Genomic DNA, 23,457 nt, shown 5'->3' with positions numbered 1-23,457 from the left:
GTCGTCCCGACCAGCGTTTACGCAGGTCGGAGGTCGTTCTCGCAGAGATGCGAGGGCGACCTTTTCTCATTGGTGGTCCGTTCCCTTGGGTCGGCCGCGTCGCGTGGTCACGGTGAGGGCGCTCGCTGAACACGGCCATCCCGGGGTCTGGCGTTGGCCGGACCTGCTCACCTGTGCCGCCCGTCAGTCGGAGCGCGCCAGGGACACGTGACCCAGCCGCAGTAGGAGAAGCCATCGCGGAAGCAGCGCCACGACACCCGCTCACTGACCTTCACCAGCGTCCTGGGCGAGGCCGGGGAACTCCCGGAGGTTCCTCTCACTGATGGGTGTTCATGCCGCTCGCCCGAAGCGGGTCTGATGCTGCGTCGGCTGCCGGGCTTCCGCTCCCTTGGCTGGTCTGCGGGTACGGCGAGTCGACCGACACGACTGAGGGCCTGACGCACCGCCAGGAGCCAAAGCGTCCGTGGCCGGTGGCGGTACTGCCGCGGGCCACGGGCGGATTCGGGGTCAGCTGGTGAGGGTGATCCGGTGGATGGCCCAACGGACTCTCCCTTCCGGCGGCAACACCGACTACCTCTGCGCGAGACGGAGATGGCAAGCTCCCGAAGCACCTCTGCAGTACCGGCACGGCTCGACTTGACGGGGTGGTCGTTGGCAGAGTGGCGGCAGGTCGAAGCCCCGTCGGATAGGTGACCTTTCCAGGTCGCCTTCGTTCGACGGGGCTTCGTTATGTACCGCTGCGGCTCCGGCGGGCATCGTCACACCGCCGTGGCCTGCACACTCACAAGATCATCCCGGCGGTGAAGCTGCCCTTGGTCCGGGTGTGCCGGTGTCCTGCTGGTGGTTGCTCAGAAGTGGAGCATGTACTGGAAGGAGGACTCCGCGCTGCTGACGCGGAGGTGGCTGCGGGTGCCGTAGGCGAGGGGGTTGTTCCAGTTGTACTCCTCGACGTCGAAGGAGCCGTCGGAGTAGACGGCGTTGACGTAGGCGACGTGGCCGACATTGTGGGTGTCGTTGACGGCGATGGCACCGACGGTGGGAGTGGTGTTGACGGTGACGCCGACGCGGCGGGCGGCGTCGTCCCAGGTGCCGGCGTTGCCCCAGGTGGTGCCGCCGTAGGAGTTGCTGAAGTTCGGGACGCCGAGGCGGTCGGCGATGCGGAATGCCGCGAAGGCGGTGCAGTTCTTGGCGGCGAAGCCGCGGGTGCCGTAGTCGAAGTCGTTGGTGGCGCTCTCGTTGCCGCCGCCGCCGCTGCTGAGGAGCTGGTGGGAGGCCTCGTTGTTCTTCAGGGTGGCGTTGAGGTTGCCCTTGGCGCCGGAGGCGAAGTCCTGGCTGGCACCGGCGTAGCCGCTGTTGAAGTAGACGCGGACGGTCTGCCCGGTGCGGTTCCACACCGATGCGGCGTTGTTCTTGACGCAGACGCCCTGGCCGCTGCCGGCGCTCTTGAATTCGTAGCAGCTCGGCTGGGTGGCCCCGTAGTCGCTGATCGAGCCGGTGAAGTCGGAGACCGAGCCGGCCTGGTCGCTGTTGTAGTAGAGGCAGAACTCTCCGGAGTCGCAGACGCCGTCGCGGGAGGCGGCGAAGGCGGGGGCGGAGGTGGTGGCGATCAGCGGGACGGCCATGGCCAGTGCGGTGCCGGCGATGGTGAGGGTGGTGCGTATGCTCTTCAAGGTATGGCTCGTTTCGTGAGGTGTCGTTGACGGGTTGTCAGGTCGTGCTCGGGAGGTACCGTGCGCGGTCAGTGGGTGCGCTGGTACTCCTCCCAGGTCTGGATGGGGATGCGGGGGCCGTCGTCGGCGCCGTGGTTGGCCAGGCCGTTGAAGCCGAGGTAGTAGTCACCGGTCTGGTTCTGGGCCTGGGTGGCCAGATCGGTGTCGCTGATCGCTGCGGCGTGGATGTGCCACGGCCAGTCGCCCTGGTTGGGGTTGCGGATCCAGGCGGCGAAGCCGACCTGGCGCAGTGCCTTGGCGACGGCGGTGCGGGTGGTGCTCGTCATGCCGTCGACGTTGATGTCCACGACGCCACCGCCGTCGTGGGTGCCGGCGGAGGTGGGGTCGCCGCCAGGGTTGTAGGAACCCTGGTCGAGGGTGAGGCGGAAGCCCAGGAGGCGTTCGGCCTCGGTGAGCATGTTCTGGGTGCGGGTGTCGACGGTGTATCCGTCGCGCTGCACCTTCGCGCCGGCTGAGATCTGGTGGGTGAGGGTGAACCGGCCCTGCCCGAGTGCGGTGAGGGAGGTGACACCGGGCAGTCCGTTGGCGTCCAGGCCGCTGTAGCCGAGGGAGCGTTGGAAGGCGGCGTAGGCGGTGATGGTGGTGGTGCCGAAGTACCCGTCCACCCTGACGGCGTCGAGGAGGCCACGGGCCTGGAGGGCCCGCTCGACGGCCAGGACCGAGTCCTTGGCCCCCGGGGTGAGCGTGCTGTCGGCGCGTCGGGGATCGATCTGGGCAGCCAGGACGGTGGCTTCCATGTCCACCACGGGCAGCACGGTGGCGACAGCCGCCGATGCCTCGGTGGGGGACGGCGGGGTTGCCGCCTGGGCCTGTGCAGTGCTCAGCACCAGGCCGCTCAGGACTGCGACGGCCCCGAGCAGGCGGGTTGCGGTGGTGCGGGTCTTGATGGCGGATGCCATGTGGTGGTTCCTTCTGGTTCGGTGGAGGATCGGCCCTTCCCTCGTCCCGGTGTCGGGCACCGACGGGTGAGAGGGCTGATGGAGGACACCCGGCTGGGGCAGCGGGCAGCCCTCAGCGGCACCGCTGGTGGGTGCGGCCGTGGGTGACGTGGTTGCCGCGGAGAAGGGCGGCGTCCGCGCAGGCGCGCTTGCCGCTGGCCGGCGAAGCTGGGTGAGCGGTACGAGTTCCGGTGACGACACGGGACCGGTACTGCTCGATGGACATGACCGGGCTCGCGGAATCCGCTGGCCAGTCGGCAACTGCCGTTGTGGGAACCGGCGTTACGGCGTTCGACGTGGGGCGAAGGGTCAGCAGCGGACGTCGGTCTTGACGGCGACCTCGCCGGAGTACGGAATGGGGCCGGTCCCGTTCCAACCCAGGGCCTGGGTGCACTCCGACAGGGTGTCGGCGCCGAAGGACCAGATCTCCACGGAGTTGTGGCCGCACCGGGGGTCCTGGACGTGCGAGCCGCCGGTGACGATGGCCGCGCAGGCGTCCCAACTGCTGTGGTTGGAGCGGTAGCCCTCCCACACGTACAGGTAGGAGTAGTTCTTGCCGCAGCCCTTGTACTGCTTCACCGACGCCATCGTCTCCCCGCCGACGTTGAGGTAGGCGGTGCTGCCGATCTGCGTGACGCTGGAACAACCGGAGGGCGTGGAGGCCTGAGCGGTCCCGGGAAGCGCGATGAGCGCCGGCACGGCAAGGGCGGCGACGGCAGCGATCTTGGTCAGGATACGCATGGTGGAACAACTTTCTTTCAGGAAAGGGGAATTGGAGGAGATGTCCTCGGCAGCCGCCAAGGCGTTGGAGCGAGCCTCTTCCGCAGGCAGACCGGAATGCCGAGTCACCGGTGCCGGGTTGACGGGGCGCTGCGGTTCGAGTCAGGTCACCTGGCGCCGGTCCGCCCTGCCGGCGCAGCCGGCCAGGGACCGCAGGCCGCGCGGACATGGCGGATGAGGCGGAAGAGCCCGTGATAACGACCGCTGCGCCGGTGATCAGGACCGTCGCGGTCGGGCGTGTTTCCTTCCGAGCGGACGTCACGTGTGCTCGGCCGACCCGAGGTGGTCTGGCGGAGGCGGGCAGGTGGTTCTCAAGCTGCCGGAGCGACTGCGCTCATGTGGCCAGGAGAGCCGTGGGCTTGGTTCGTGGAGGTCTTACGTGAGGACGAGGCACCAGTTGCGCAGGGCCGGCGTGTACTGCAGAGCGCGTTCGCAGACGCGGCGCAGCTTCGCGGTTGCCGCGTCCGGAGTGGCTGCGATGATCGCGGCAGCGATGCGACAGCGGTTGAGCTCGACGCGGGCGCGGATGTGTTCCACCCGGTCTTCGTATTGGCTGTGCATCCAGATCAGATCGGTGACCACTTCGGCCGTCAGCTGCGATGGCGCCGGATCAGAACAGATGAGAGTCACCGCGACCAAATGCACGGAATCCGGTCAACTCTGTGCGGGTGGTGCGGGGCGAGGGCTGTCCCAGTCGAAACCCGAGGCGGTGACGGTGAGTTGGACGGCCGAGCGATCTGCGACGCCGCCTGCGGCGGTGGCGCTTGCGGCGGTGGCGCCCAGGCCGGCGGTGAATGCCACGACCAGGGCAGCGCATGCGATGCGTATTGAGTGACCCACGACTTTTCTCTCCTGTTTCGTAACCGATGCTGTGCCCGTGAATGGTTCACGGAACTCGTCCCGGTCCTTGTAGTGCTTTCCGCTGCTGAGAAAGATCCTGCCGTCCACACAAGGCGATGTCACGGCTACAGAGCTGGCGCCAAGTCGCTTGGCACCTAGGTGCAAGATCATTTAGAAGTCATCTCGTTTGACGTACTGAGTGGACTCCGGGCCTGCCGATCGAAGAGCGTCCGGTGCCGGACGAGCCGTGGGAGTTGTTCCTGGTGGTCGTGCCGGACGCGCCGTCCCGTCCACAGGTCGCAGGTCGCAGGTCGCAGGTCGCAGGTCGCAGGTCGCAGGTCGCAGGTCGCAGGTCGCAGACGGTACGGGGACCGCGAGGTGCCGGCGGCGATCGTGCTCGTCACGACGTCCGGGTGGTCCTGGACGAGCTCGGCTCGCGGGGCGAGCTCGACTGGTCGAGGCGCGCGGTCGACTCGGTGAACATGCGCGCCCTGAAAGTGCGCTCTTGTCCCTGGCGATTTTCGGGGCCGACGTCCATGACAGCCAGGCCCTGACACAGCTCGACGACGCCAGATCCCGGCCCGCATCGCCCGCTGCGGTATCGACTCCTCCCGGCACCTGGGCCGGCACCGCTGGATGATCGAGCGCACCGTCGCCTGGCCGGGCGCTTCCGCCGGCTCCACCGCCGCCACGAACGAAAGCCCGACCACTTCACGGCCCCGCCAGTATCGCCGCAATCCTCATCTGTACCCGCAAAACCCCCAAATGAGATGACTTCTCAGTCCGCAGAAAGGCATTGCGTCGCCGGGCGCCATGCACCGATGATGATCATCAACATCGAGAGGGGGAGCGGTGCTGCAAGCACTCGGACTGAGCGCACTGACGGAGAGCATCTACAGGACCCTGCTGACCGAGCCGGACTGGGGGGTCGACCTGATCGCCGCCAACCTGCACCTGCCGGAGGCAGAGGTACGTGAAGCGCTCGACGAACTGCTGGAACTGACGCTGCTGCGGCCCGCGGCCGACTCCCGTGCGCTGCGGGCCGTCAGCCCGGAGGTCGGACTGACCAGGCTGCTCGCCCGTAACCAGAACCAACTGCTCTTTCGCCAGCAGCAGTTGGAGAGCACCCGGACCGCGATCGCAGCCCTTTCCGCCGAGTACATCGACCGGCGACCCGATGACGAGATGGTCCTGCGGCTGGACTCCCTCGAAGCCGTCCGTGACCGCCTTGAGGAACTCGCAGCGACCGCGACCAAGGAATGCCTGTCCTTGATGCGCGGGGGAGCTGTTCGCCCCGACTCCATCCAGGCCGGCAAACACCCCAATCAGATGGCGCTGGAGCGCGGGGTAGTCATCCGCAGCATCTTCCAGGACAGCTTCCGCAACGACCCCGACACCCTGCGCTATGCCCGATGGTTGGCCGATCTGGGCGGTTTGACGCGCACTGTGCCGCTCCTGCCGATACGACTGGTGATCGTCGACCGCAGCATCGCTCTGATTCCGACCGACCCCAGTGACGGCCGCCGCGGCGCACTGGAACTGCACGGTGAGGCGCTCATCCAGCCCTTGTACGCACTGTTCGATGAACTGTGGCGCAGCGGAGCCGACTTCGGTCAGCCCACCCCCCGTGACGATCAAGACCTCACCGGGTCCGAGCGCGCTCTGTTGCGGCTGCTGGGCCATGGCCACACGGACGAGTCCGCCAGCCGCAAGCTGGGCCTGTCTTTGCGGACAGTGCGTCGAATGATGCAAGACCTGATGAATCGTCTGGGCGCCGAAAGCCGATTCCAGGCGGGGGCCCAAGCCGCGCGGAAGGACTGGCTGTAACCCCGAAGCAGCTGACCGATACTACAGGGGCACTCCAAGGGTCGTCGTCTGATGCAACGACGGGGCCTCCCCTGGGAGCACGAACCCCTCTGCTGATGGCCCGTCAGATCATTGTTGCTGGCAGTGACCGCGGACGGCCTGTGCCCCCCGGGACCACCACTTTGGGACCAAGCGCCATGAGCGCGGATGGGCGCCACTGGGCGAATGTGGACAACGGGGTTTGCGGTTCGGGCTACCCCGTCGTCGACTCGATGTCGCTCGCCGGTGGCACCGCGATCCTGACGTACAACAGCTCGATTTCCACTGTGGCTGAGGTCCTGCGAGTGGGGCTGCCGTCGACTGCCGCCGGGCCCGGGAGTGTCTCGGGCCCGGCGGCAGTGACGAGCTGACGAGTGCTCAGCCGAGGACGCGGATGGCGTAACTGTGGCTTCCGTACACGTTGGTGACGTGCACCGAGGGAGTTGTAGTCGCTGTAGCCGCCCGGGGAGAGCGAGGCGATACCGCAGGGCCGGCACCCCAGGAGTAGCTGAGAGACCGTCGTTGGTCCTGTCCCAGACTTCGAGCCGTACGCCGCGTCGCCCTTGGCCTGGCAGTCGACCGGCACCGTCGTGCCCTGGAGGTACGTGTCCACGCTGACGATGTCGGCGTTGAGTGACGTCCCGTCACGGCCGTCGAGGTCCGCCCTGGCGGTGAACAGCGCGGCGGCAACGGGATCTGCGGCTCGCAAGGTCAGCACGGAGTGGCGTCCGAGCGGCGCGATACCGGTCCGAGACGCGGTGGTATCCGGAGTCGTCATGCTCGCGTGGTGGCCGGCTGGGGCTGCTCGGGAAGCGAGGTGAGCGATTCGCCGTACGCCGTGACCACCGACTCGGGTGCCGTGTACAGCTACGTGCACCTCTACTGGAACAGTTCCACGGGGCAGAACTGTGCCGTCAACGTCAAGACCGGCAGCCTCTCCGGCACGCCGACCCTGACCCAGGTCGCGCTGATTGCCTGCCGCCAGGACAGCCCGGAGGGCGGCAGTGCCAGCCAGTGCACGGCCATCGAGTACCCGATGGATCCGGGCCGCTCCGACATCTACTACAACTCCTACGCCGGGCCGGTCACCGTGCACGGCGACGGGCACTGCGTCATGGCGACCGGCATCACCTACGACACCCACGGCACCATGGCCGACTACCGCAGCCCGATGTTCCACTGCTGAGCCGAGCCGACCTGACGCATCATCCGGCCGCCGCCGGGGCCCTGGCCACCGCGGCGGCCGGACGCCGTGTCAGACGTCAGTCGCCCATCGCAGACGCGGGGCCGGCGAGCGCGACCGGACGCTCGGCGGCGGCGCGCCTGTCCTTCTGCGCCGGCACCGTCCCGGGCCGCAGGCCGCCCTGCTCGCGGGCGAAGGCCCGCAGCAAGGCCGGGTAGCGGTACTGGCCGGGCACGTCGGTGACCAGCAGGTGTGTGTCGACGAGCCGTTCGAGCAAGTACTCGGCGGCCGGCAGGGGAAGGTTCAGTGCTTGGGCGGCCTGCATGGTCGAGAGGGGGCCGTCCGTAGTCGTGGCGAGCAGTCGGAAGGCCCGGGCGGAGGCGGGGTCGAGTGCCCGGTAGCTGGGCTCGATGCTGGCCCTGACGTCCAGGCTGCCCACCCGCAGTTCGTTCAGCAGCAGCAGCTGGTCGGCCAGCCGGTCCGCAAGATGCCGCATGCTCCAGCCGGGCCGCGCGCCCAACCGGGCGGCGCAGATCCGCAGCGCCAGCGGAAGTCGTCCGCAGGTGGCGACCACCTGGGCCGCTGCTGCCGAATCGGCTGCCACCCGTGCGGTTCCGACCAGCTGCCGCAGGAGCAGCTCGGCCTCCGCTGCCGACAGCACGTCCAGTTCGAGCGGCAGCGCCCCGACCAGGTCGGCGAGTCGGTAGCGGCTGGTGACCAGCGCCGCGCAGCCGGAGTCGGTGGGCAGCAGCGAGCGGATCTGGGCGCTGTCGCGGGCATCGTCCAGCACCACCAGGACTCGGCGGCCGGTCAGTAGCGAGCGGTAGAGCGAGATCCGGTCATCCGGTCCGACCGGCACCAGGTCGGCGGGAACGCCGAGAGCGATCAGGAAGGTCCGGAGCACGGCGGCGGGCGGGGTCGGGCTGCCGTCCGTCCCGCGTAGCTCGGCGTGCAGCGTGCCGTCCGGGAACGCGGCCCGGGCGGCGTGCGCAGCCTGGCCGGCCAGCGCGCTCTTGCCGACGCCGGGCTGGCCCGAGATCACGGCGGTGAACGGTGCCTTGCGGTCCACGGCGGTCAGGCGGCCGACGAGCAGGGACATCTCCCACCCGCGCCCGGTGAAGTCGGGCAGGGCCGAGGGAAGCTGACAGGGCGTCACGGCGAACGCCGGTCGCCCCTGCGCGGTCCGGTCGGGTGCCGGTTGCCCGGCCGGGCCTGCTCCGGCCCCCGCGTCGGCTCCGGCCCCCGCGTCGGCTCCTGCTCCCGCGCCCGCGGAGTTGATGCTGATCGGCTCGGGGCGGGGCCGGGCCGGCCCGTCGAGGGCAGGGTCACCGCGCAGCACACGCTGGTGAAGCTCGCGCAGTTCGCTGCCGGGCTCGACGCCGATCTCCTCGATCAGTGTCTGCCGCACCCGCTGGTAGACGGCCAGCGCCTCGCACTGGCGCCCGCTGCGGTACAGCACGGTCATGAGCTGGGCCCAGAGCAGCTCCCGCTCCGGGTGCTCGGTGGTGAGTGCCTGCAGCTCGGCGGTGAGTGCCCGGACGTCGCCGCCCAGCCACAGCTGTGCCTCCAGCCTCGCCTCCACGGCGTCCAGGCGGGCTTCGGCCAGCCACCCGGCTTCCTTGCGGAGCAGCGCGTCCGAGGGGATGTCGGCCAGCGCGGGCCCGCGCCACAGCTGGAGGGCAGTGTCCAGTCGGGTGGCAGCGCACTCGAAGTCCTGTCGGCGCAGCGCAGCGACGCCCTCGTCGCGCAGGACGGTGAACCTCCGGAGGTCGAGCTCCTGCGCGTCGACGTTGATCCGGTAGCCGCCGGTGGTGGTCTCGATCCGCTCACCCGCCGCGCCGAGCGCCTTGCGCAGCCGCATCACGTAGTTGCGCAGGGCGGTGGAGGAACTCCTGGGCGGTTGCCCGTCCCAGATGGCCTCCGCCAGGAACTGCGCCGACGTCGGTTGCCCGTGCCGGACCAGGAGCGCCGCGAGCAGCGCCCGCTGCCTGCCGCCTGGGACGGTGCGGGCCTGCACTCCGTCACTGACCACAAGGGGCCCCAGGATCCCGAATTCCACTCGCCTGTTCTCCTGCGCCGTCGGTGTTCCGAACGGTGCGCGCGGGTTTCCCGAGCGCACCGTGCTGACGGACAAGATCTAAGGCGACGGCTGGTTGTCAGGGAGCGTTGAGCCGGTGATGGGCGGTCAATCCCGGACAAGCGCCCGGTGTTCCGCTGTCGAGCAGGGGTCAGCCGCAGTGGCTCCAGCCGCTGGTCCACGAGGTGCCCGCGTAGGAGCCGCCCCACTGCACGCAGACGTTCGCCGCCCCGAGGGTGACCGGGCCGGCGTAGTACGTGAAGTTGCCCGGATTGGCGGCCGAGGAGCCACCCTGCGCGGCCAGTGTCGCGTCCATTGCCACCTTGCCGCCCGGGTTGGTGGCCACGGTGGTGACGCAGTTCTGGGCGGTGGAGCCGTTGTACAGCAGGTAGACGACCGCGCCGCCGAGGGCGTGCGAGTCGATCACCTTGAAGCCGGTGCCGCAGATCGCGGTCGGGGTGTTCGGGTTGGTGCTGCCGGTGGTCGTGGGGGTGGTGTAGCCGACGATGGTGTAGCCGTCCGCGGTGTCCACGTTGCTGGGTACGCTGCCCACGCTCTTCTGGCCGGCGGAGATGGTGATGGCGGCCACCCGGGAGCTGACGGCGAAGTCGGCCATCGAGCCGGTGCCCGGGGTGCCTCCCCAGTCGCCGTTGGCGGTGGTGATCGAACCGTCGGCGTTGACGGAGGTCACGATGGCGACGTGATGGATTTCGGTGTCGTTCACACTGCCGTAGACGACCGCGTCACCCGGCTGCGGCTGGTAGGAGGCCGAGGTGTGCAGGGTGCCGTTGTCCCGGCCATAGCCGTAGAAGCTGGCAGCATCGGCATCCAACCCACCGGTGGAGAAGCCGGAGTTCCGCCAGACCCACTGCACGAAGTCGGCGCACCAGTACTCGGGACCTCCCGACCCCCCGCCGGAGCAGCTGGTTTCGAACTGCGAGCCACCGAGGCTGTTGTGGGTCGGGCTGTTCGCGCAGGTGCCGGCCGTCTTGTCGATGTTGGCGGCGGCGAGCGAAGCGGCGCCCGTGCCCGTGGCGGCGGAGGCAGTGGTGACGTTGGCGAGGTTCAGCAGAGCGAACACCACGGTTGCGACCGTGGCGCCGGCTATCCGCCGGACCAGGCCCGGAAGGTGACGGTGATTCACCATTCTCCTCGTGAGGGAAGGACAGGACATGGCGCGGCGCGGCGCGGCCGACGGTGCCGTCCGGATCAGGCCCGCTGCGTTCGGCCCTGGCATCGGGCCGCAGCGGCATCGGGCGGAGTGGAACGCCGAAGCCCCGCCACCGGGCCGGACCGCTGTGGGGCGGGCTCCGGGTCCGGTGGCGGGGCCAACGTCGGCGGGTCAGCCGCAGTGGCTCCAGGGGCTCATATACGAGCTCTGGTCGTTGTCGCTGAACCAGCCGCCCCACTGGACGCACTTGCCTGCGGCGTAGCCGTAGACCGGGCCGGCGTAGGACCCGTAGTAGCCGGTGTCGTTCTTCTCGGGGCTGCCCTCGACGGTGAGGCGGGCCGCCATGTGCACCGGGGTGCCCGCGTTCCCGCGGACGGTGACCACGCAGTTGTAGCCGTTGGAGCTGTTGTAGGTCAGGTAGACCCACACGTCGCGGTTGATGAGCTGTTCGGAGTCGACGACCTTGTAGCCGGGGCCGCAGACCTCCGCCGGCGAGGCGGCGAGAGCCGAGGCCTCAGGCGCGGTCATCACGGTGGCGGCTCCGGCCATCGCGAGGGCACCGAGGACGGAGACGAGCTTCTTGCGCACGGAAAACCTCTCTTGCGCCGAACATCCAGTGGTTCGACACGGTCGGAAATGCGGATCTGCCGGGCTCTGGTCGGTCCGCCGGGAGGCGGGCCCACCGGAGCCGGGAACGGGACCTCGGGGACGTTCCCGCGGCCCGTCGGGGGCGGGACGCGGGGCTCAGCAGCCCCGGGTTCCGCTCGACACGGAGTACTCGTGGCCGGCCCAGTTGACGTAGCCGTAGGCGTAGACGCAGTAGTTCGCCGTGCCGGTCACGCCGACCGGTCCGGCGTTGTACGCGTACGATCCCTTGTCGATGCGCGACGAGGCGTCGACGGTGCAGCCGCCGCCCGTACCGGACGTCTGCAGGCACCGGTAGATCTCGACGCTGGTCGTCGCCGAGACGCCGTAGGACGCCCCGCGGTGGTAGAAGCAGGCGCTGTTGGTGCCGCCGTTGCTGCTGTTGTAGTAGATGACCAACTCGCCGATGGCACTGCCGTTGTGCGAGACGCTCTGGTCGTACGTGACGGTGCCGGAGCAGGAGGTGGCGGCCTGCGCGGTGGAGGACGCGGACAGGCTGACGCCGGCGAGCAGCGCCACACTGGCGAACACCGCGAGGACTCGGCGGAGGACGTGCATACGGAACCCTGTCTGAGGCGGATCATCGATGATCGATCGAACGTCGACCATGCTGGCGCAGCCGCGTAACGTCGCCGTATCGCACGAGGGCCCCGCACCGTCAGCCGACCCGGGGGGCCTCGCCGCGGTCCCCGGGGACCGTCTGCTGTGGGCCTGCCCGACGGGGGCGGCCGCGCAGGGCTCGGACGGAGCCCGAGGCACCCGCCCGCGCGGTGAGGAGGACGTGATCGCCGTGGCACGGGATACGGTCCTACCAAGCCGCAGCCACGCTCGCCTCACTCCTCATGTGGGCCTGACCCTTTGACGCACCGCCTAGGCGGGGTAGCGGCAGGCGGTCCGTGCGGCCGTGCTCCGGTCGCCCTCGCCCAGCGACAGCGGCCGCGCCTGGGTGGGAGTCGCAGGGGGGACGGTCAGCGCGTCCAGCACATCGGTGGGGCCGTCCCCGCCCAGGCAGGCGACGGCGACCAGCTGGATCGGGCCCTGATCGGCCGTCGGCTTCGCGATCCGCCAGGGGAGCACGAATCCGTCGACGCCGACGCCGATCAGGCCGAGCTGGTGCCAGCGCGGCACGGGCACGGCTTGGCCGCTGTCGGAGAAGTACCCGGCGAACCCCACGACGCCGAGGTAGGAACCGCTGGCGCGCAGTTCCACGGCCTCGGGATCGGAGGGCCGTGGCGCGACCACCAGGGAGATCGACGAGGGAGCCGGGAACTCACCCGGGCAGCGGTCCGGCCTCAACTCCCACGGCGGATTGCCGTGCACCACCGCCGACGAGACCATCCCGCCGCTGGCCAGTTTGAACCAGCGCACATCGGGAGTCCCGGCCGTCACGTCCTGCTCGGCGTCACCGATGCAGAAGCCGACGAACTGGACCGTGCACCCGGGCGGGATCTGGTCGATCACCGGTGCGCTGCGGCTGGCGCTGCTGCGGACCCGGGTGCTCCCGCTGTAGGTCAGGCCCTGGAACGTCGTTCCGCCGGCCGGGCCGACCGGACAGCCGGCTCCGGAGACTGTCTGTGTGTCGCCGGACCCGCGCTTGAGACCCACGAGCAGGCCGGTCAGCACCAGCACCAGGGCGACAGCCATGGCGGGCAGCCACGCCCGCGACCGCCACAGGCGCCGATGCGGTACTCCCGGCTCCTCGCCGTCGACCGGCTCGGGCTCGAAGTCCTGTTTCTGGAACGCGTCCACCACCGGGGCGCGGTTCTCGGCGTCCGCCTCTGTCGGCTCGATCACCTCCGAGACGGTCAGTGCGGCCTGGACACTCGACTGCCGGACCCGCGCGTCGGCTCCGGTGCTGCCGGCGAGCCGCCGGTCGAGTGCGTACCAGCGCTTCTCCCAGAGCTTGACGTCGCCACTGCAGGCGCCGACGTACGCCAGCGTCACGTCCAGTGTGGGCCTGCGCACGCCGCCGGCGGCGTCGCTCAGCGTCGTGGCGCTGAAGCCCGCGGTTCCTGCGAGTGCCCGGTAGCTCGGGTTCCCGGCCGCTTGCCGCAGACACCTCAACTCGTAGGCGAACGCCTGCAGTGGCCCGTCATCGGGGTCGAGCGGTCGTGGCCTAGGGGGCATCGGACTCCCCTTCGCCGCCCATCGTCGGTACGGACACCCCCGGAACCCCCTCAGCTCTGTTGCCGTCAGCCGTAACCGGTCTCGCTGCCACGAACCCGTCGGCCCCACTGCTGACCTGCAGCAATGTGTAACGCGCACCAGGTGACTGATCATCAGATTGTTGCACAGGGGGCGGATGTGATCGAGACCGGGAACGCATGGGGCGCTGCCCCGGGACCAGAGGTGTCCCGGGGCAGCGCCCTGTGTGTCGCGGAGGTGTCCGGCGGATACGGCCGATCAGGTCCAGCAGTAGTTGAGGTTGCCGGTCCCCTGGGAGGTACCGGTGGACCAGGTGGCATTGCCGCTGGTGTTGAGGAAGACGAGGTTGCCGTCGTTCCGGAGCTCGGCGTGGCCGCCGGGCGCCGGGTTGAGCGCGCCCAGGGTGCAGACGATGCCACCGGAGGAGTTGAGGAGCTTGACGTATCCGGACCGCGACCAGTCGACCCGCACGACGCCGTCGCCCCTGGTCCCCGAAGCCCAGACCGGGTAGCTCTCGGCTCCGGTGAACTTGTAGAGCACCAGGTTGCCGTCGGACTGGAAGACCAACTGCGACATGCCGTTGTCCGCCCCCACGCTGGCACCGGCGGTCCAGTCGTACTGGGAGAGGGTGAAGTTCGCGATGAAGGCGTTGGCCGACGCGGTGGTCGCGGTCAGACCGATCGCGCTGGCGATCGCCGTGCCTACGAAGGCGGCGCGCACAATGCGCCTGCGGGCCGTGGAGCGACCGGACTTGCTGGGTGTCACGAGGGTCCTTCCGAAAGGCCGCCGCGCAACGGCGTGGCGCGGCGGAGGTTGTGGGTGTCGCGATGTCGCGATGCTTCGGGTCGGTCAGGTTGCCGTCGGGCTGGCACGTCAGCCTCGCGTTGGCAGAGCTCCGGCCCGGAATCGGCGGCACCGGTCCACTTCGGAACCAACCTAGGAAGGGCGCGTATCAGCCGGATAACCCCGCTGTCACACCACCACGGGCCCGGTGGCGAACCCGACCGGGACGCTGGACTTCGTCCCCCGGCGGCGGCCCACGAGTTGGCGCTCCTGGCGGGGTGGGTGGAAGTCTGGGCCGGTGGACCACATGATCACTGCCGCCCTGCGGCGCGCGGCCGAGCACCAGCGCCGGTTCGACGCCCGCTTCGCGACGTACTTCGACACCCTGACCGACCCCGCGGGCGGAGCCCTCGACGGGCCACAGCACGGAAGGTTTCCCGCGCGCGCACTCGACCTGCTGCGCGACATGTCACTGCGCGGCGGCAAACGCCTCCGCGTAACGGTCCTCCACGAGGCCGCCGCGCTGATCACCGACCAACCGGTGCCGGGCCTGGAGGAAGCCGCCATCAGCATCGAGCTGCTCCAGACCCACGGCTTGATCCACGACGACATCATCGACGGCTCGGCCGTGCGCCGTGGCGCACCGTCAGTCCCGCACGCCTACCGCGACGAGTACCCGGACCGGCCCGACACCGCCCTGGGCCTGGCCGTCCTCGCGGGCGACCTGGCCGCCTTCCTGTCGCTGCGTGTCCTGGTCGCCTCCGACCTGCCACCCGACCTCGCCGCAGCCATGGCCGCCGAGCTGGCCGACGTCGGCGCCACCACCGTCATCGGCCAGTTCCTCGATCTGGAACGCGACTTCGGCCCCGTCCCCGACCTCGACTTCCTGCACGCGGTCACCGAGTTCAAGACCGCCCGCTACTCCATCCTGGCCCCGCTGCGCCTCGGGCTGCTCGCCGCCGGTGTCGACCCGGCACCGTACGACCGCGAACTGCGCTGCTACGCCACCGCGTTGGGGATCGCCAACATGCTTCGCGACGACTGGCTCGACCTGTTCGGCGACCCTGCCGTGGTCGGCAAGTCCCTCGGTTCCGACCTCCGCTCAGGCCGCCGCAGCTACGTCGTCCGCGCCCTGCTGGCCGCCGACACCGACGAGTCCGAGCGCAAGATCGTGGACACCGCCCTGGGCGACCCGCAGGGCGACGACGACACGCTCGACCGCGTGCGCTCCATCGCACGGCGGCACGGCATCGACCGCGCGGTGCAGGCCGACGCCTACCGCTATGCGCGTGAGGCATCCACCCTCGCAGGCTCCTGGCGCACCCGCTGGCGCGCGGACGCCGTGACCTTCTTCGAGCACATGCCGACCTGGACCGCAGACCGCGACCACTGACTCCCGCCGGACCCCTTCCGATTCCCCTGACCATCCCTCAGGCCAACCCCGGTAGGCGGACTTCAGGTGCGATGTCGGCCGGCGACGACCGGTCTCGCGCCTTGGAGGGTCGGTGCGGGCTGGGCGCAGGAGAACAACTCCCACTGTTCCTGAGGCGGTGGAGTGCGCTGACGGAGCGTCACTCTCTCGGTGCGCCACTGCTTGTACGGCTCCGCCCCCACTACCCGGACGGACAGCCGTTACGGAGGGTGGGCTCCGTGCACCTGCGGCCGGCCGACCTCACCGGAGATGGTCGTCGCTGGCGGCGCTCGCAGCGGCCATGGCGAAGGCCAGAGCGAGCATCAAGGCCCAGCTGGGCGCGGCGACGCGGGTACTGACCAGGCGAGGGCCCGGGCGCCCCGCGGACACCGACCGAGCGTCTCCCGCCAGAGCCCGGCGTGGGCGCCTCGGTGCGGCCCGTTGCTGCCTGTCCATGGCCTCGGCCCTCGCTGTCGCAGGTGCCCTGACCGGAGTCCACACCCAGGCTTCGCCGTGTCGGGGGCATTGCTCAGTTGCCGAGGCGTTCGATCACCTCGCGTGCAGTGCCGACCTTGCGCTTCTGAAAGGAGCTCAGCCTGTTCAGGGCCGAGGAGTTCTCCTCGATCATGCGCGTCTGGATCTCCGCCTCGACGGCACTCCATCTCCTCAGCAGATCTGTCTCGGTCTTGCAGTCCATGTCCGCCAGAGCCACGTCCTTCTCCCGCTGCGTCGGCTCCGCAGTGTCGAACGCCCGGTCCCCCACGGATGCCATGGGGTCCTGGTACCGGTAGCCGTGGCGTTCCATGCAGGTCGACCACGCCCGGAAGGCGGGTACGACCGTCGCGTCCTCCCGGGACTGCTTGAAGCTCTCCTTGTCGATGGCCGTCGCGGCGGCGATGTCGGGTTCAGGACGCGGTCCGCCGTCCAGCCGGGCCTCGGCATCCCCGTAGCAGCCGCCGGGTGGAATCGGGCGGCCGTCGGGACTTGTCGACTGCGGCTCTCCCGCACGAGTCGCTCCGAACAGGATCGCTCCCTGCGCTTCGGTGGGCCGCTTGGTGACGCCTGTCCCGCCGGCCGGTGGAGGGATGTGGTACCCGTGGTCGTGGGCGACCTCGCGGTCCGTTATCCCGTAGCGCCTGGAGGATTCGGCAACCAGCGGCGGGTGCTCCGGTATCCGGTAGTCCAGACCGAAGCCTCCCAGGCACTCGTTGGTCAGGAGGACCTTGGCCCGGTCGACCGCGCTGGACTCCTCGACAGTGAGAGCGAACCTCTCGATAGGCATGGAAACGCTGCCCGAGGGCACGGCCGAGGGACGAACGTCCACGCTCCGACCGCCGGGCTCACCGCCGGTTCGGTCCTTGGTTGCCGAACAGGCGGCCGTCGCCATGAGCGCGGCCGCGACAAACACAAGAGCGCGTGATGCCCCGGTCGGCAAGCCCTGTCTCCGCACAGTCATCCACTTCTCTCCACAAGGAATATGGCGGCCGCGTGGGTACGCGGCCGCCACGAATTCATGACTCCGATCAACCGAAGTTGACGCAGCCCTGGTTGACCGGAACGTTCCGGAAGTACACCGACGCGTTCTCGTTGTACGTGTTCGAGAGCTGCCAAGCGACCGGGTACTCGGTCTTGTGGAACTTGTCGCAGGGGCCGGCGTAGCCGCTGTTGAAGTAGACCGTCACGCTGGTGTCGATACCCCAGATCCGGGCCTTCGCCGAGGCTGCGTTGTTCTTCAGACTCTGCCCCTGCCCGGCACCGGCGCTCTGGAAGGTGTACCCCGACAGGTCGTAGATGCCCTCGCCGCCGTTGGGGGTGCTGGAGTGAATCACCGTGTGCGAGCCGCCGTAGCCGGTGTTGAAGTAGAGGACCAGGCACTGGGCGTCACAGTCGCCGACGCTGTACGAGCCGGTCGAGATTTCTGCGCTCGCCGGAGAGGCTGCGGCAAGGGCGCCGACAACGGCTGACATCGCTATTGACGCAGTGACAAGTGCCTTACGAGAAAAAAGCATTGACTCCCCCATGTTCTTGATCATTTTTGGGTGGCCGAAGCGTACCCAATGGCGACGTGTGCCACCCACCGGGGCGGCCACAGCCGTTGGGCGCAGTTCGGAACAGAACTTCTCCGAGTAGGCCCGGGGCGGTGCCGGGATTGCTCCCACTCCGTTTCCCCGGACGTCTTGCCGAACCGGACGTGCGGCTCTCACCGCATCCGGCTCTCCACGGGAACTGCCGTGGGGTTTTGGATCTCGGTCCACGGACTGGGATCCGCGTTCCTCGCAAGCGGTACCTGGTCACGGTGACCGCCGCGATGTCGGACAGCTCGGTCTCCTGCGCTGCAATCTGATCAACGTTGATCTGCAGCCGACCGGTCGGGCAGTCCCAGCGCCGCGGCGGTCAGCCGCAGTGGACGTTCAGGCGGTAGACGTAAACGGTCTCTATCTCGCCGCCCCAGTCGATGCAGGTGCCGGCCGCGGAGACGTACACCGGGCCCGCGTAGGTGGTGAACTGGCCGTAGTCGCCGATCCAGTCCGGCGAGCCGGACACCCGGACCAGTGCGTTCATGTACAGCCGGGCGCCCGGGTTGTCGCGCACGTTCACGACGCAGTTCTTGCCAGTGGTCCGGCTGTAGGTGAGGTAGACGGTCCCGTGGTCGCCGACCTCCAGGGCGTCGACGACGGTGTAGCCGCTCCCGCAGGCGCCGTTGTAGACGGCGGCCTCGGCCGAGCCGGGCACGAGGACCACTCCGGCCAAGGCGGCGGTCGCGACCGCGACGGCGGTGGTGGCACGGTGGACGAGCTGGCGCATGAGAACTCCCTCGCACGGGGCCGCGTCCGTGCGGCGCCCGAGCTCGGGCGGTGGCGCGACCTGCAGCGCGACGCTAGTTGACCATGGTCGCGTGCAGGTATCGCGGGAGTATCGCGTACACGCACCGGAAATCCGGCCGCCCCGGGCCCGGGCCTGAGCCTGACTCAGCACCGGACCGCGACCCGGTCCGAACACCGTGCCGCCCGGGCTGACGCCAAGTCACTTGAGGGTATGTGCAGCCTGGTCGACCCCGCGCAGCACGCTGTCCACCACAGGGGCCACGCCGGTGGAGGCGAGCAGGAACCCGAACACCGCGGCGATCAGTGCCGTGGAGACGGTGGAGCGCCGGGCTCGGAGCAGGAAGACTCCGCCTTCAGCCGTCCCGGTCCACCACGGAACCGGCATCTTGCGCCCTCCCCACCTACCTTCCGTCGCACGCCCGACTCGACCCCCAATCAAACGCTGAACGTCGCGTGGTCGGGGATGTCTGCGGCGGACAGCCCTGACCAGCATGAACGGCGGCCTGGCAATCGGGCGGCCGGCGACCTCTGGCGTCATGGGAATCTCGACGCGCGGCCACCGTCCCCATGTCCACAACGGTCGCGGCACCGCCGTCCCCCTGGCCCATCACATGGCATTCAGGGTGGGGAATTGACTGACCGTCGACACCAGGTAGGGCTGCCGGCCAACTTGGACAGGGGTGCCCGGCTCCGGAATGTGCCGCGCAGGTTCAGATCCTGTCGTCCCGACAACTGACTCGGGTGCCGAGGCTCCCGGCCGGCGCCGCCGGGTATCACGGGGATGAGACCACCGCGATACTTCCGCGCACCACGATGGCGTCCCAGGGCGGGGGCTCACCCCGCGGCCCACTACCAACGGACCGGAAGAGGACGCAGGACGAGATGCGGAAGATGTGCAAGCACCTGGCCATGAGCGCAACGGTGACCGCGATCGAGGCCGTCGGCATATGAGTCTCGCCGTGCATCAGCGATTGACCGGCAGCGGTGTGGGAGTACGGCTGGCCGGCCTGGCCGGGCTCATGTGCCTTGCCCTGGCAGGTTGTTCGTCATCCGGGCATCCAGCCGCCGAGGCGGTGCCGACCGCGCAGTCTCCGTCCGCGCTCCCGGCGAGTGCTGAACCGCATCTTCCGATAGAGACGTATCTCTTCTCCGAGACGGAAACCGAGAAGCTGGCCAGGGCGGGAGCCGTGCTCCGCAAGGCGTGCCTGCAGCGGTTCGGCCTCGACTACGCCATCAACCCCGCCAACCCGCCGACCGGACCGCGCACCTTCATGGACCGCCGGTACGGCGTGACGGACCAGGCCGAGGCGGCGACCAACGGCTACCACCTCGGCGACCGCGACCCGCGCACCCACCCGGTCCACCCGCCGCAGCTCTCCGCCGAACAGCAGCAGGTGCTCACCGGACACCTCCCGGAGAAGACCGCCACGGACGACACGAAGCTCCAGATCAACGGCGTACCGATACCACCCGGCGGCTGTTACGAGGAGGCGAAGCGGGGCCTGGCCGGCTCGGGGGAGCTCGGCCCGAGCGGCGTGGCCCAGCAGGCCAACTTCCAGACCTTCAAGGCCAGTCTGTCAATGCCGCAGGTCACGCAGGCATTCGAAGCGTGGTCCGGCTGCATGAAGGAGAAGGGCTACTCCTACCCCAATCCGATGGATGCCATCAGCGACCGCCGCTTCCTGGAGGACCTGCCCACGCCGCTGGAGCTCCAGGTCGCGACGGCCGATGTGACCTGCAAGCAGCAAGTGAATCTGATCGACACCTGGTTCGCAGTCGAGACTTCCTTGCAGAAGGAATTGATCGCACGGCAACAAGCCGACTTCACGGCGGCACTCGCAGCGAAGAACGAGCAACTCGCCAAGGCCGACACCGTGCTGCGCGATCAGTGAAGTAGTGGGCCGACACCTTTTCACGTCCGGGCGCGCCCACCAATCCCCAGGCAGAACAGGGGGATTGCCTACGCCTGGAACGCCCATCAAGAGAGGACCGAAAGAAATGAAGCGTACCCTCAAGCTCGCCGCAGCAGCCCTGGGCGCTGCCCTGCTCGTCCCCACCCTCGCCACCGCCGCGCACGCCGACGCGAGCGACTGCGAGGAAGGCTACTTCTGTTTCTTCTACAACTCGAACGAGCAGGGCTCCCACACCGCACTGCGAGTGCGGGACGTGCCCGACCTTGCCGGGTACACCTTCACCAGCCCCGGCAACGGCCAGGGGCAGCGGCTCAAGAACAACGCCGCATCGGCTGTGTCCAACGTGTGCATGACGGTCACGGTGTTCTACAACTCCAACTACGGCGGCCCGCGCGACGCGTTCAACTACCGCAACGCGAGCAACCTGGTCAACACGTACAACGAGAACGCCTCGGTGATATTCGCCAAGGACTGCTGAGCCTCACCCACCTGGCAACCGGGCCCCAATACGCGCTCTCGCGTATTGGGGCCCGGCTCTGGCGAAGACTGCGGCAAGAGCGCGAAATCGCGCCTGGCCGCCGCATGCCTGATTCACCATCAGATTTGGAGCACCACCACTCATGAAGCGAAGCATCACGCAGACTCTCGCCCGCGTGAGCGTCGCCGCGGTCGCCACCGCCGGTGCCGTGGTCGCCGTCCCCTCGGTGGCGCAGGCCGCCTCCTACAACGGGGTTTGCGGTTCGGGCTACCACGTCGTCGACTCGATGTCGCTCGCCGGTGGCACCGCGTTCCTGACGTACAACAGCTCGACCGGGCAGAACTGTGCCGTGACTGTTCGCAACAGCCCCGGCAGTCCGGTGTACATGCTCGCGTCCATCAGGGTCGCCACCGGGGGAAGCCCCTGGCACAAGGACGGCGACTACTACAGCACCTACGCCGGACCGGTCTACGTGTACGCGCCGGGCCAGTGCATCGACTGGGTTGCCCAGATCGACGACGACTCGGCACAGCAGCTCGATTCTCACTGCGGCTGAGGTCGTGGAGGTTCGTCGGCATAGGTCGTTCTGACGGTGCGACCGCGCCTGTCGGCCAACTTGCCTGCTGCTGAACGGAGTCAAAGCTGTCCTGCCAGGTGACACAGGCGTCCGCGGTTTCGGCTCGGACGAGCGGACGGCGGGTGAGGTCATGCGGGTGGGACGACCGTCGACTGCCGCAGGGCACGGGAGTGTCCCGTGCCCCGCGGCAGTGACGAGGCGTCGGCCGACGAGTGCCCAGCCGAGGACGCGGACGGCGTAGCTGTGGCTTTCGTACTGGGTGCCACGGGCCGGAGCGGCCTCGATCATCTGGCCGTCGTCCGGTGCGCCATAGGTCGGCTTGTCGTCGTCGGCCCGCACCGCCCTGGCGCAACGATGCCTTCGGGGCATCCTCTGGGACCGCTCTGGGATCAGCCGCCACCAGCGCGGATGGGCGCCAGTGGGCGGATGTGGACAATCCTGGACATCGTAAACGCCTGACCCTCCGTTACGCCGAGCCACTCCCCCATGACCTGAATCGGCGACAACTCTCGTGCAATCACGCCGACTTGGCCTCTCCGGCCTCGTGGAAAAGAGGTCCCTCCAGCGGCGCTGCTTGGTAGCGCACTCTGGGGCCAAGGGGGTCGCAGGTTCAAATCCCGTCGTCCCGACTGTGAAGTCGGTTGTGAGAGCCGGTACTTGGGAAATCAGGTGCCGGCTCTTTCTGTTGCTGCGTCAGCCTGGTGGTCGCATTGTGGCCACCGGGCCGCATCGGCCATGGCGTTGATGTTTCTTCCACTCCGGGGCGCTGGCATGCGGGCAGTTGCCGGTGCGGGCGTGGATGTTGGCGCCAGGGGCGCTGGGCGTGGCAGACGGGTCCGCCGAGGATCGCGCGGTCGGCGTTGTCGAGGGTCCAGGCTACGGCGTCGACGGCCGCGCGGGCGGCGAGCGGGTGAGGTCGGCGTAGATGTTCGCGCTGGTCGACAGGCACGTCGCGGCCCGCACACCCGCACCGCCGGACGCACCCGGCTGCGCATTGCCGAGGGCCGGCCCTGGGCCGGCGACCTGGTCAACGCGTTCACCCGGCTGACCGCACTACCACAACCACTGATCCATGTCCCCAAGCTTGCGAGCACCCCAGGCAACCGAACACTGACCGAGCAGCAACCAGGGCCCGAGGGGCGGAGCAGGCTGCCTCTGCCTGTCAGTCGCCGCCACTGACCCCGATGCGGAGCACCCGCTTCCCCTTGATGGCCTCTTCCAGACAGAACTCTGGCTGCTCCTGCAGGTGCTGAGGGACACTCAGGTCGCACGTGGTGCGTTCAGCCGCACCGCCGGTTGGCTACTCGACACGGCTCGCCYTCGGAAATGTTAGCGCTAACAGGACACCTCCCGGGCAGTTGTCCGTGCGCGGGTGTCGTCGGCGTCCGCGCCGATGCGGCCCGTCTCATGTCGGCGATNTCGGAAATGTTAGCGCTAACAGGACACCTCCCGGGCAGTTGTCCGTGCGCGGGTGTCGTCGGCGTCCGCGCCGATGCGGCCCGTCTCATGTCGGCGATCCCAAGGATGGAAGGAAGACGCTATGTCGGTTTGGTCAGCGCGCGCCGCGAGGTGGCGTCGTCGGTGGCGGTCCGGGGCGGCCGCCGCTGCAGCCATGGCGATTGTGGGCGGGTTGCTCACGGTGGCCACGACGCCGGCGGCGGCCGCCACGGTGGACACCACCGCCTGGTACGTACTGGTGAACCACAACAGCGGCAAGGCCCTCGACGTCTACAACTCCTCCACCGCCGACGGCGCCAACGTCGTCCAGTGGACCCGCACCAACGCCAACAACCAGCAGTTCCAGTTCGTCAACTCCGGCGACGGCTACTACCGGATCAAGGCACGGCACTCGGGCAAGATGATCGACGTGTCCAGCTGGTCGAAAGCCGACGGTGCCGCCATCCACCAGTGGGCCGACCACGGCGGCGCCAACCAGCAGTTCCGGTTGGCCGACTCCGACAGCGGCTACGTCCGACTGATCAACCGCAACAGCAACAAGGCCGTCGAGGTCCAGAACGCGGCCACCAACGACGGCGCCAACGTCGTGCAGTACAGCGACTGGGGCGGCACCAACCAGCAATGGCAACTCGTCAAGGTGGACGGGGGCACCGGCACC

The 23,457-nt window shown here is 69.0% G+C and carries 22 protein-coding genes and 1 pseudogene; 8 read left to right on the top strand and 15 right to left on the bottom strand.

The features are described from left to right. Positions 1 to 848 precede the first annotated feature (848 nt). From ASC99_RS39580 to ASC99_RS39200, 5 genes are all read right to left on the bottom strand, one after another. Positions 849 to 1,670, bottom strand: coding sequence for a CHAP domain-containing protein (locus ASC99_RS39580; RefSeq protein ID WP_157543763.1), 822 nt, complete (start codon positions 1,668 to 1,670; stop codon positions 849 to 851). Between the two features lie 68 nt (positions 1,671 to 1,738). Then, entirely contained in the window at positions 1,739 to 2,629 is an 891-nt protein-coding gene (locus ASC99_RS33555) for a peptidoglycan-binding protein (RefSeq protein WP_057239276.1), read from the bottom strand. A 348-nt stretch (positions 2,630 to 2,977) separates the two neighbouring features. Beyond that, positions 2,978 to 3,409 carry a hypothetical protein gene (locus tag ASC99_RS33550; RefSeq protein ID WP_057239274.1) on the bottom strand — a complete coding sequence of 144 codons (432 nt, stop codon included), beginning with the start codon at positions 3,407 to 3,409 and terminating at the stop codon, positions 2,978 to 2,980. A gap of 414 nt (positions 3,410 to 3,823) precedes the next feature. Next, the gene (locus ASC99_RS33545) at positions 3,824 to 4,078 is read right to left on the bottom strand and encodes a hypothetical protein (RefSeq protein ID WP_157531923.1); all 255 of its coding nucleotides are present in this window, start codon (positions 4,076 to 4,078) and stop codon (positions 3,824 to 3,826) included. Positions 4,079 to 4,102: 24 nt separating this feature from the next. Further along, positions 4,103 to 4,249, bottom strand: coding sequence for a hypothetical protein (locus ASC99_RS39200; protein WP_157531922.1), 147 nt, complete (start codon positions 4,247 to 4,249; stop codon positions 4,103 to 4,105). Positions 4,250 to 4,852: 603 nt separating this feature from the next. Between ASC99_RS39200 and ASC99_RS41545 the strand changes: the two are divergent. The 3 genes and pseudogenes from ASC99_RS41545 to ASC99_RS33530 all read left to right on the top strand — a co-directional run. After that, a pseudogene (locus ASC99_RS41545) lies at positions 4,853 to 5,057 on the top strand (transposase); the annotation flags it as partial. An 83-nt stretch (positions 5,058 to 5,140) separates the two neighbouring features. Beyond that, on the top strand, positions 5,141 to 6,115 hold the full coding sequence (locus tag ASC99_RS33540; protein WP_057239270.1) for a helix-turn-helix transcriptional regulator: 975 nt from the start codon (positions 5,141 to 5,143) through the stop codon (positions 6,113 to 6,115). Between the two features lie 835 nt (positions 6,116 to 6,950). Further along, complete coding sequence (locus tag ASC99_RS33530) at positions 6,951 to 7,319, top strand: hypothetical protein (protein ID WP_157531921.1); 369 nt, start codon at positions 6,951 to 6,953, stop codon at positions 7,317 to 7,319. 76 nt (positions 7,320 to 7,395) lie between these two features. On the opposite strand, the gene ASC99_RS33525 is transcribed toward ASC99_RS33530, so the two are convergent. The 6 genes from ASC99_RS33525 to ASC99_RS33500 form a co-directional block, all read right to left on the bottom strand. Then, complete coding sequence (locus tag ASC99_RS33525) at positions 7,396 to 9,375, bottom strand: AfsR/SARP family transcriptional regulator (RefSeq protein ID WP_057239265.1); 1,980 nt, start codon at positions 9,373 to 9,375, stop codon at positions 7,396 to 7,398. A 169-nt stretch (positions 9,376 to 9,544) separates the two neighbouring features. Continuing rightward, positions 9,545 to 10,477 carry a CHAP domain-containing protein gene (locus ASC99_RS38105; RefSeq protein ID WP_162267702.1) on the bottom strand — a complete coding sequence of 311 codons (933 nt, stop codon included), beginning with the start codon at positions 10,475 to 10,477 and terminating at the stop codon, positions 9,545 to 9,547. 258 nt (positions 10,478 to 10,735) lie between these two features. Beyond that, positions 10,736 to 11,152, bottom strand: a complete 417-nt coding sequence (locus tag ASC99_RS33515; RefSeq protein WP_057239263.1) for a hypothetical protein — start codon at positions 11,150 to 11,152, stop codon at positions 10,736 to 10,738. A 156-nt stretch (positions 11,153 to 11,308) separates the two neighbouring features. Then, complete coding sequence (locus ASC99_RS33510) at positions 11,309 to 11,767, bottom strand: hypothetical protein (protein WP_057239261.1); 459 nt, start codon at positions 11,765 to 11,767, stop codon at positions 11,309 to 11,311. A gap of 312 nt (positions 11,768 to 12,079) precedes the next feature. Further along, positions 12,080 to 13,336 carry a hypothetical protein gene (locus tag ASC99_RS33505; RefSeq protein WP_157531920.1) on the bottom strand — a complete coding sequence of 419 codons (1,257 nt, stop codon included), beginning with the start codon at positions 13,334 to 13,336 and terminating at the stop codon, positions 12,080 to 12,082. 276 nt (positions 13,337 to 13,612) lie between these two features. Next, positions 13,613 to 14,119, bottom strand: a complete 507-nt coding sequence (locus ASC99_RS33500; RefSeq protein WP_157531919.1) for a hypothetical protein — start codon at positions 14,117 to 14,119, stop codon at positions 13,613 to 13,615. Positions 14,120 to 14,444: 325 nt separating this feature from the next. Between ASC99_RS33500 and ASC99_RS33495 the strand changes: the two genes are divergently transcribed. Continuing rightward, on the top strand, positions 14,445 to 15,530 hold the full coding sequence (locus ASC99_RS33495) for a polyprenyl synthetase family protein (RefSeq protein ID WP_057239961.1): 1,086 nt from the start codon (positions 14,445 to 14,447) through the stop codon (positions 15,528 to 15,530). A 547-nt stretch (positions 15,531 to 16,077) separates the two neighbouring features. Here ASC99_RS33495 and ASC99_RS33490 read toward each other — a convergent pair. The 4 genes from ASC99_RS33490 to ASC99_RS33475 form a co-directional block, all read right to left on the bottom strand. Then, positions 16,078 to 16,830: a hypothetical protein gene (locus ASC99_RS33490; RefSeq protein ID WP_157531918.1), complete on the bottom strand. Its 753-nt coding sequence runs from the start codon at positions 16,828 to 16,830 to the stop codon at positions 16,078 to 16,080. Between the two features lie 241 nt (positions 16,831 to 17,071). Beyond that, positions 17,072 to 17,515, bottom strand: a complete 444-nt coding sequence (locus ASC99_RS33485; protein WP_057239253.1) for a hypothetical protein — start codon at positions 17,513 to 17,515, stop codon at positions 17,072 to 17,074. 427 nt (positions 17,516 to 17,942) lie between these two features. Continuing rightward, positions 17,943 to 18,353, bottom strand: a complete 411-nt coding sequence (locus ASC99_RS33480; protein WP_057239251.1) for a hypothetical protein — start codon at positions 18,351 to 18,353, stop codon at positions 17,943 to 17,945. 219 nt (positions 18,354 to 18,572) lie between these two features. Further along, positions 18,573 to 18,758 (bottom strand): hypothetical protein, encoded by a 186-nt coding sequence (locus tag ASC99_RS33475; RefSeq protein ID WP_057239250.1) that lies wholly within the window; start codon positions 18,756 to 18,758, stop codon positions 18,573 to 18,575. A gap of 562 nt (positions 18,759 to 19,320) precedes the next feature. Between ASC99_RS33475 and ASC99_RS33465 the strand changes: the two genes are divergently transcribed. The 4 genes from ASC99_RS33465 to ASC99_RS33450 form a co-directional block, all read left to right on the top strand. Further along, positions 19,321 to 20,265: a hypothetical protein gene (locus ASC99_RS33465; RefSeq protein WP_063857271.1), complete on the top strand. Its 945-nt coding sequence runs from the start codon at positions 19,321 to 19,323 to the stop codon at positions 20,263 to 20,265. A 106-nt stretch (positions 20,266 to 20,371) separates the two neighbouring features. Further along, positions 20,372 to 20,764, top strand: a complete 393-nt coding sequence (locus ASC99_RS33460; RefSeq protein WP_057239243.1) for a peptidase inhibitor family I36 protein — start codon at positions 20,372 to 20,374, stop codon at positions 20,762 to 20,764. Positions 20,765 to 20,939: 175 nt separating this feature from the next. Further along, positions 20,940 to 21,320, top strand: coding sequence for a spore-associated protein A (locus tag ASC99_RS33455; RefSeq protein ID WP_200948500.1), 381 nt, complete (start codon positions 20,940 to 20,942; stop codon positions 21,318 to 21,320). A gap of 1,633 nt (positions 21,321 to 22,953) precedes the next feature. After that, the coding region (locus tag ASC99_RS33450; protein WP_200948499.1) for an RICIN domain-containing protein at positions 22,954 to 23,457 on the top strand (504 nt) is incomplete at its 3' end.

This window comes from Kitasatospora sp. Root107 (assembly GCF_001424875.1).
Taxonomy (GTDB): Bacteria; Actinomycetota; Actinomycetes; order Streptomycetales; family Streptomycetaceae; genus Kitasatospora.
This window is presented reverse-complemented; position numbering and strand designations above follow the sequence as displayed.

What these genes read in the sequence shown, in the direction of transcription:
- ASC99_RS33480 (WP_057239251.1), bottom strand. Translation starts at nt 18,353, where the DNA reads ATGCGCCAGCTCGTCCACCGTGCCACCACCGCCGTCGCGGTCGCGACC.
- ASC99_RS33550 (WP_057239274.1), bottom strand. Translation starts at nt 3,409, where the DNA reads ATGCGTATCCTGACCAAGATCGCTGCCGTCGCCGCCCTTGCCGTGCCG.
- ASC99_RS33505 (WP_157531920.1), bottom strand. Translation starts at nt 13,336, where the DNA reads ATGCCCCCTAGGCCACGACCGCTCGACCCCGATGACGGGCCACTGCAG.
- ASC99_RS33475 (WP_057239250.1), bottom strand. Translation starts at nt 18,758, where the DNA reads ATGCCGGTTCCGTGGTGGACCGGGACGGCTGAAGGCGGAGTCTTCCTG.
- ASC99_RS33495 (WP_057239961.1), top strand. Translation starts at nt 14,445, where the DNA reads ATGATCACTGCCGCCCTGCGGCGCGCGGCCGAGCACCAGCGCCGGTTC.
- ASC99_RS33465 (WP_063857271.1), top strand. Translation starts at nt 19,321, where the DNA reads ATGAGTCTCGCCGTGCATCAGCGATTGACCGGCAGCGGTGTGGGAGTA.
- ASC99_RS33485 (WP_057239253.1), bottom strand. Translation starts at nt 17,515, where the DNA reads ATGTCAGCCGTTGTCGGCGCCCTTGCCGCAGCCTCTCCGGCGAGCGCA.
- ASC99_RS33510 (WP_057239261.1), bottom strand. Translation starts at nt 11,767, where the DNA reads ATGCACGTCCTCCGCCGAGTCCTCGCGGTGTTCGCCAGTGTGGCGCTG.
- ASC99_RS33490 (WP_157531918.1), bottom strand. Translation starts at nt 16,830, where the DNA reads ATGCCTATCGAGAGGTTCGCTCTCACTGTCGAGGAGTCCAGCGCGGTC.
- ASC99_RS33460 (WP_057239243.1), top strand. Translation starts at nt 20,372, where the DNA reads ATGAAGCGTACCCTCAAGCTCGCCGCAGCAGCCCTGGGCGCTGCCCTG.
- ASC99_RS33555 (WP_057239276.1), bottom strand. Translation starts at nt 2,629, where the DNA reads ATGGCATCCGCCATCAAGACCCGCACCACCGCAACCCGCCTGCTCGGG.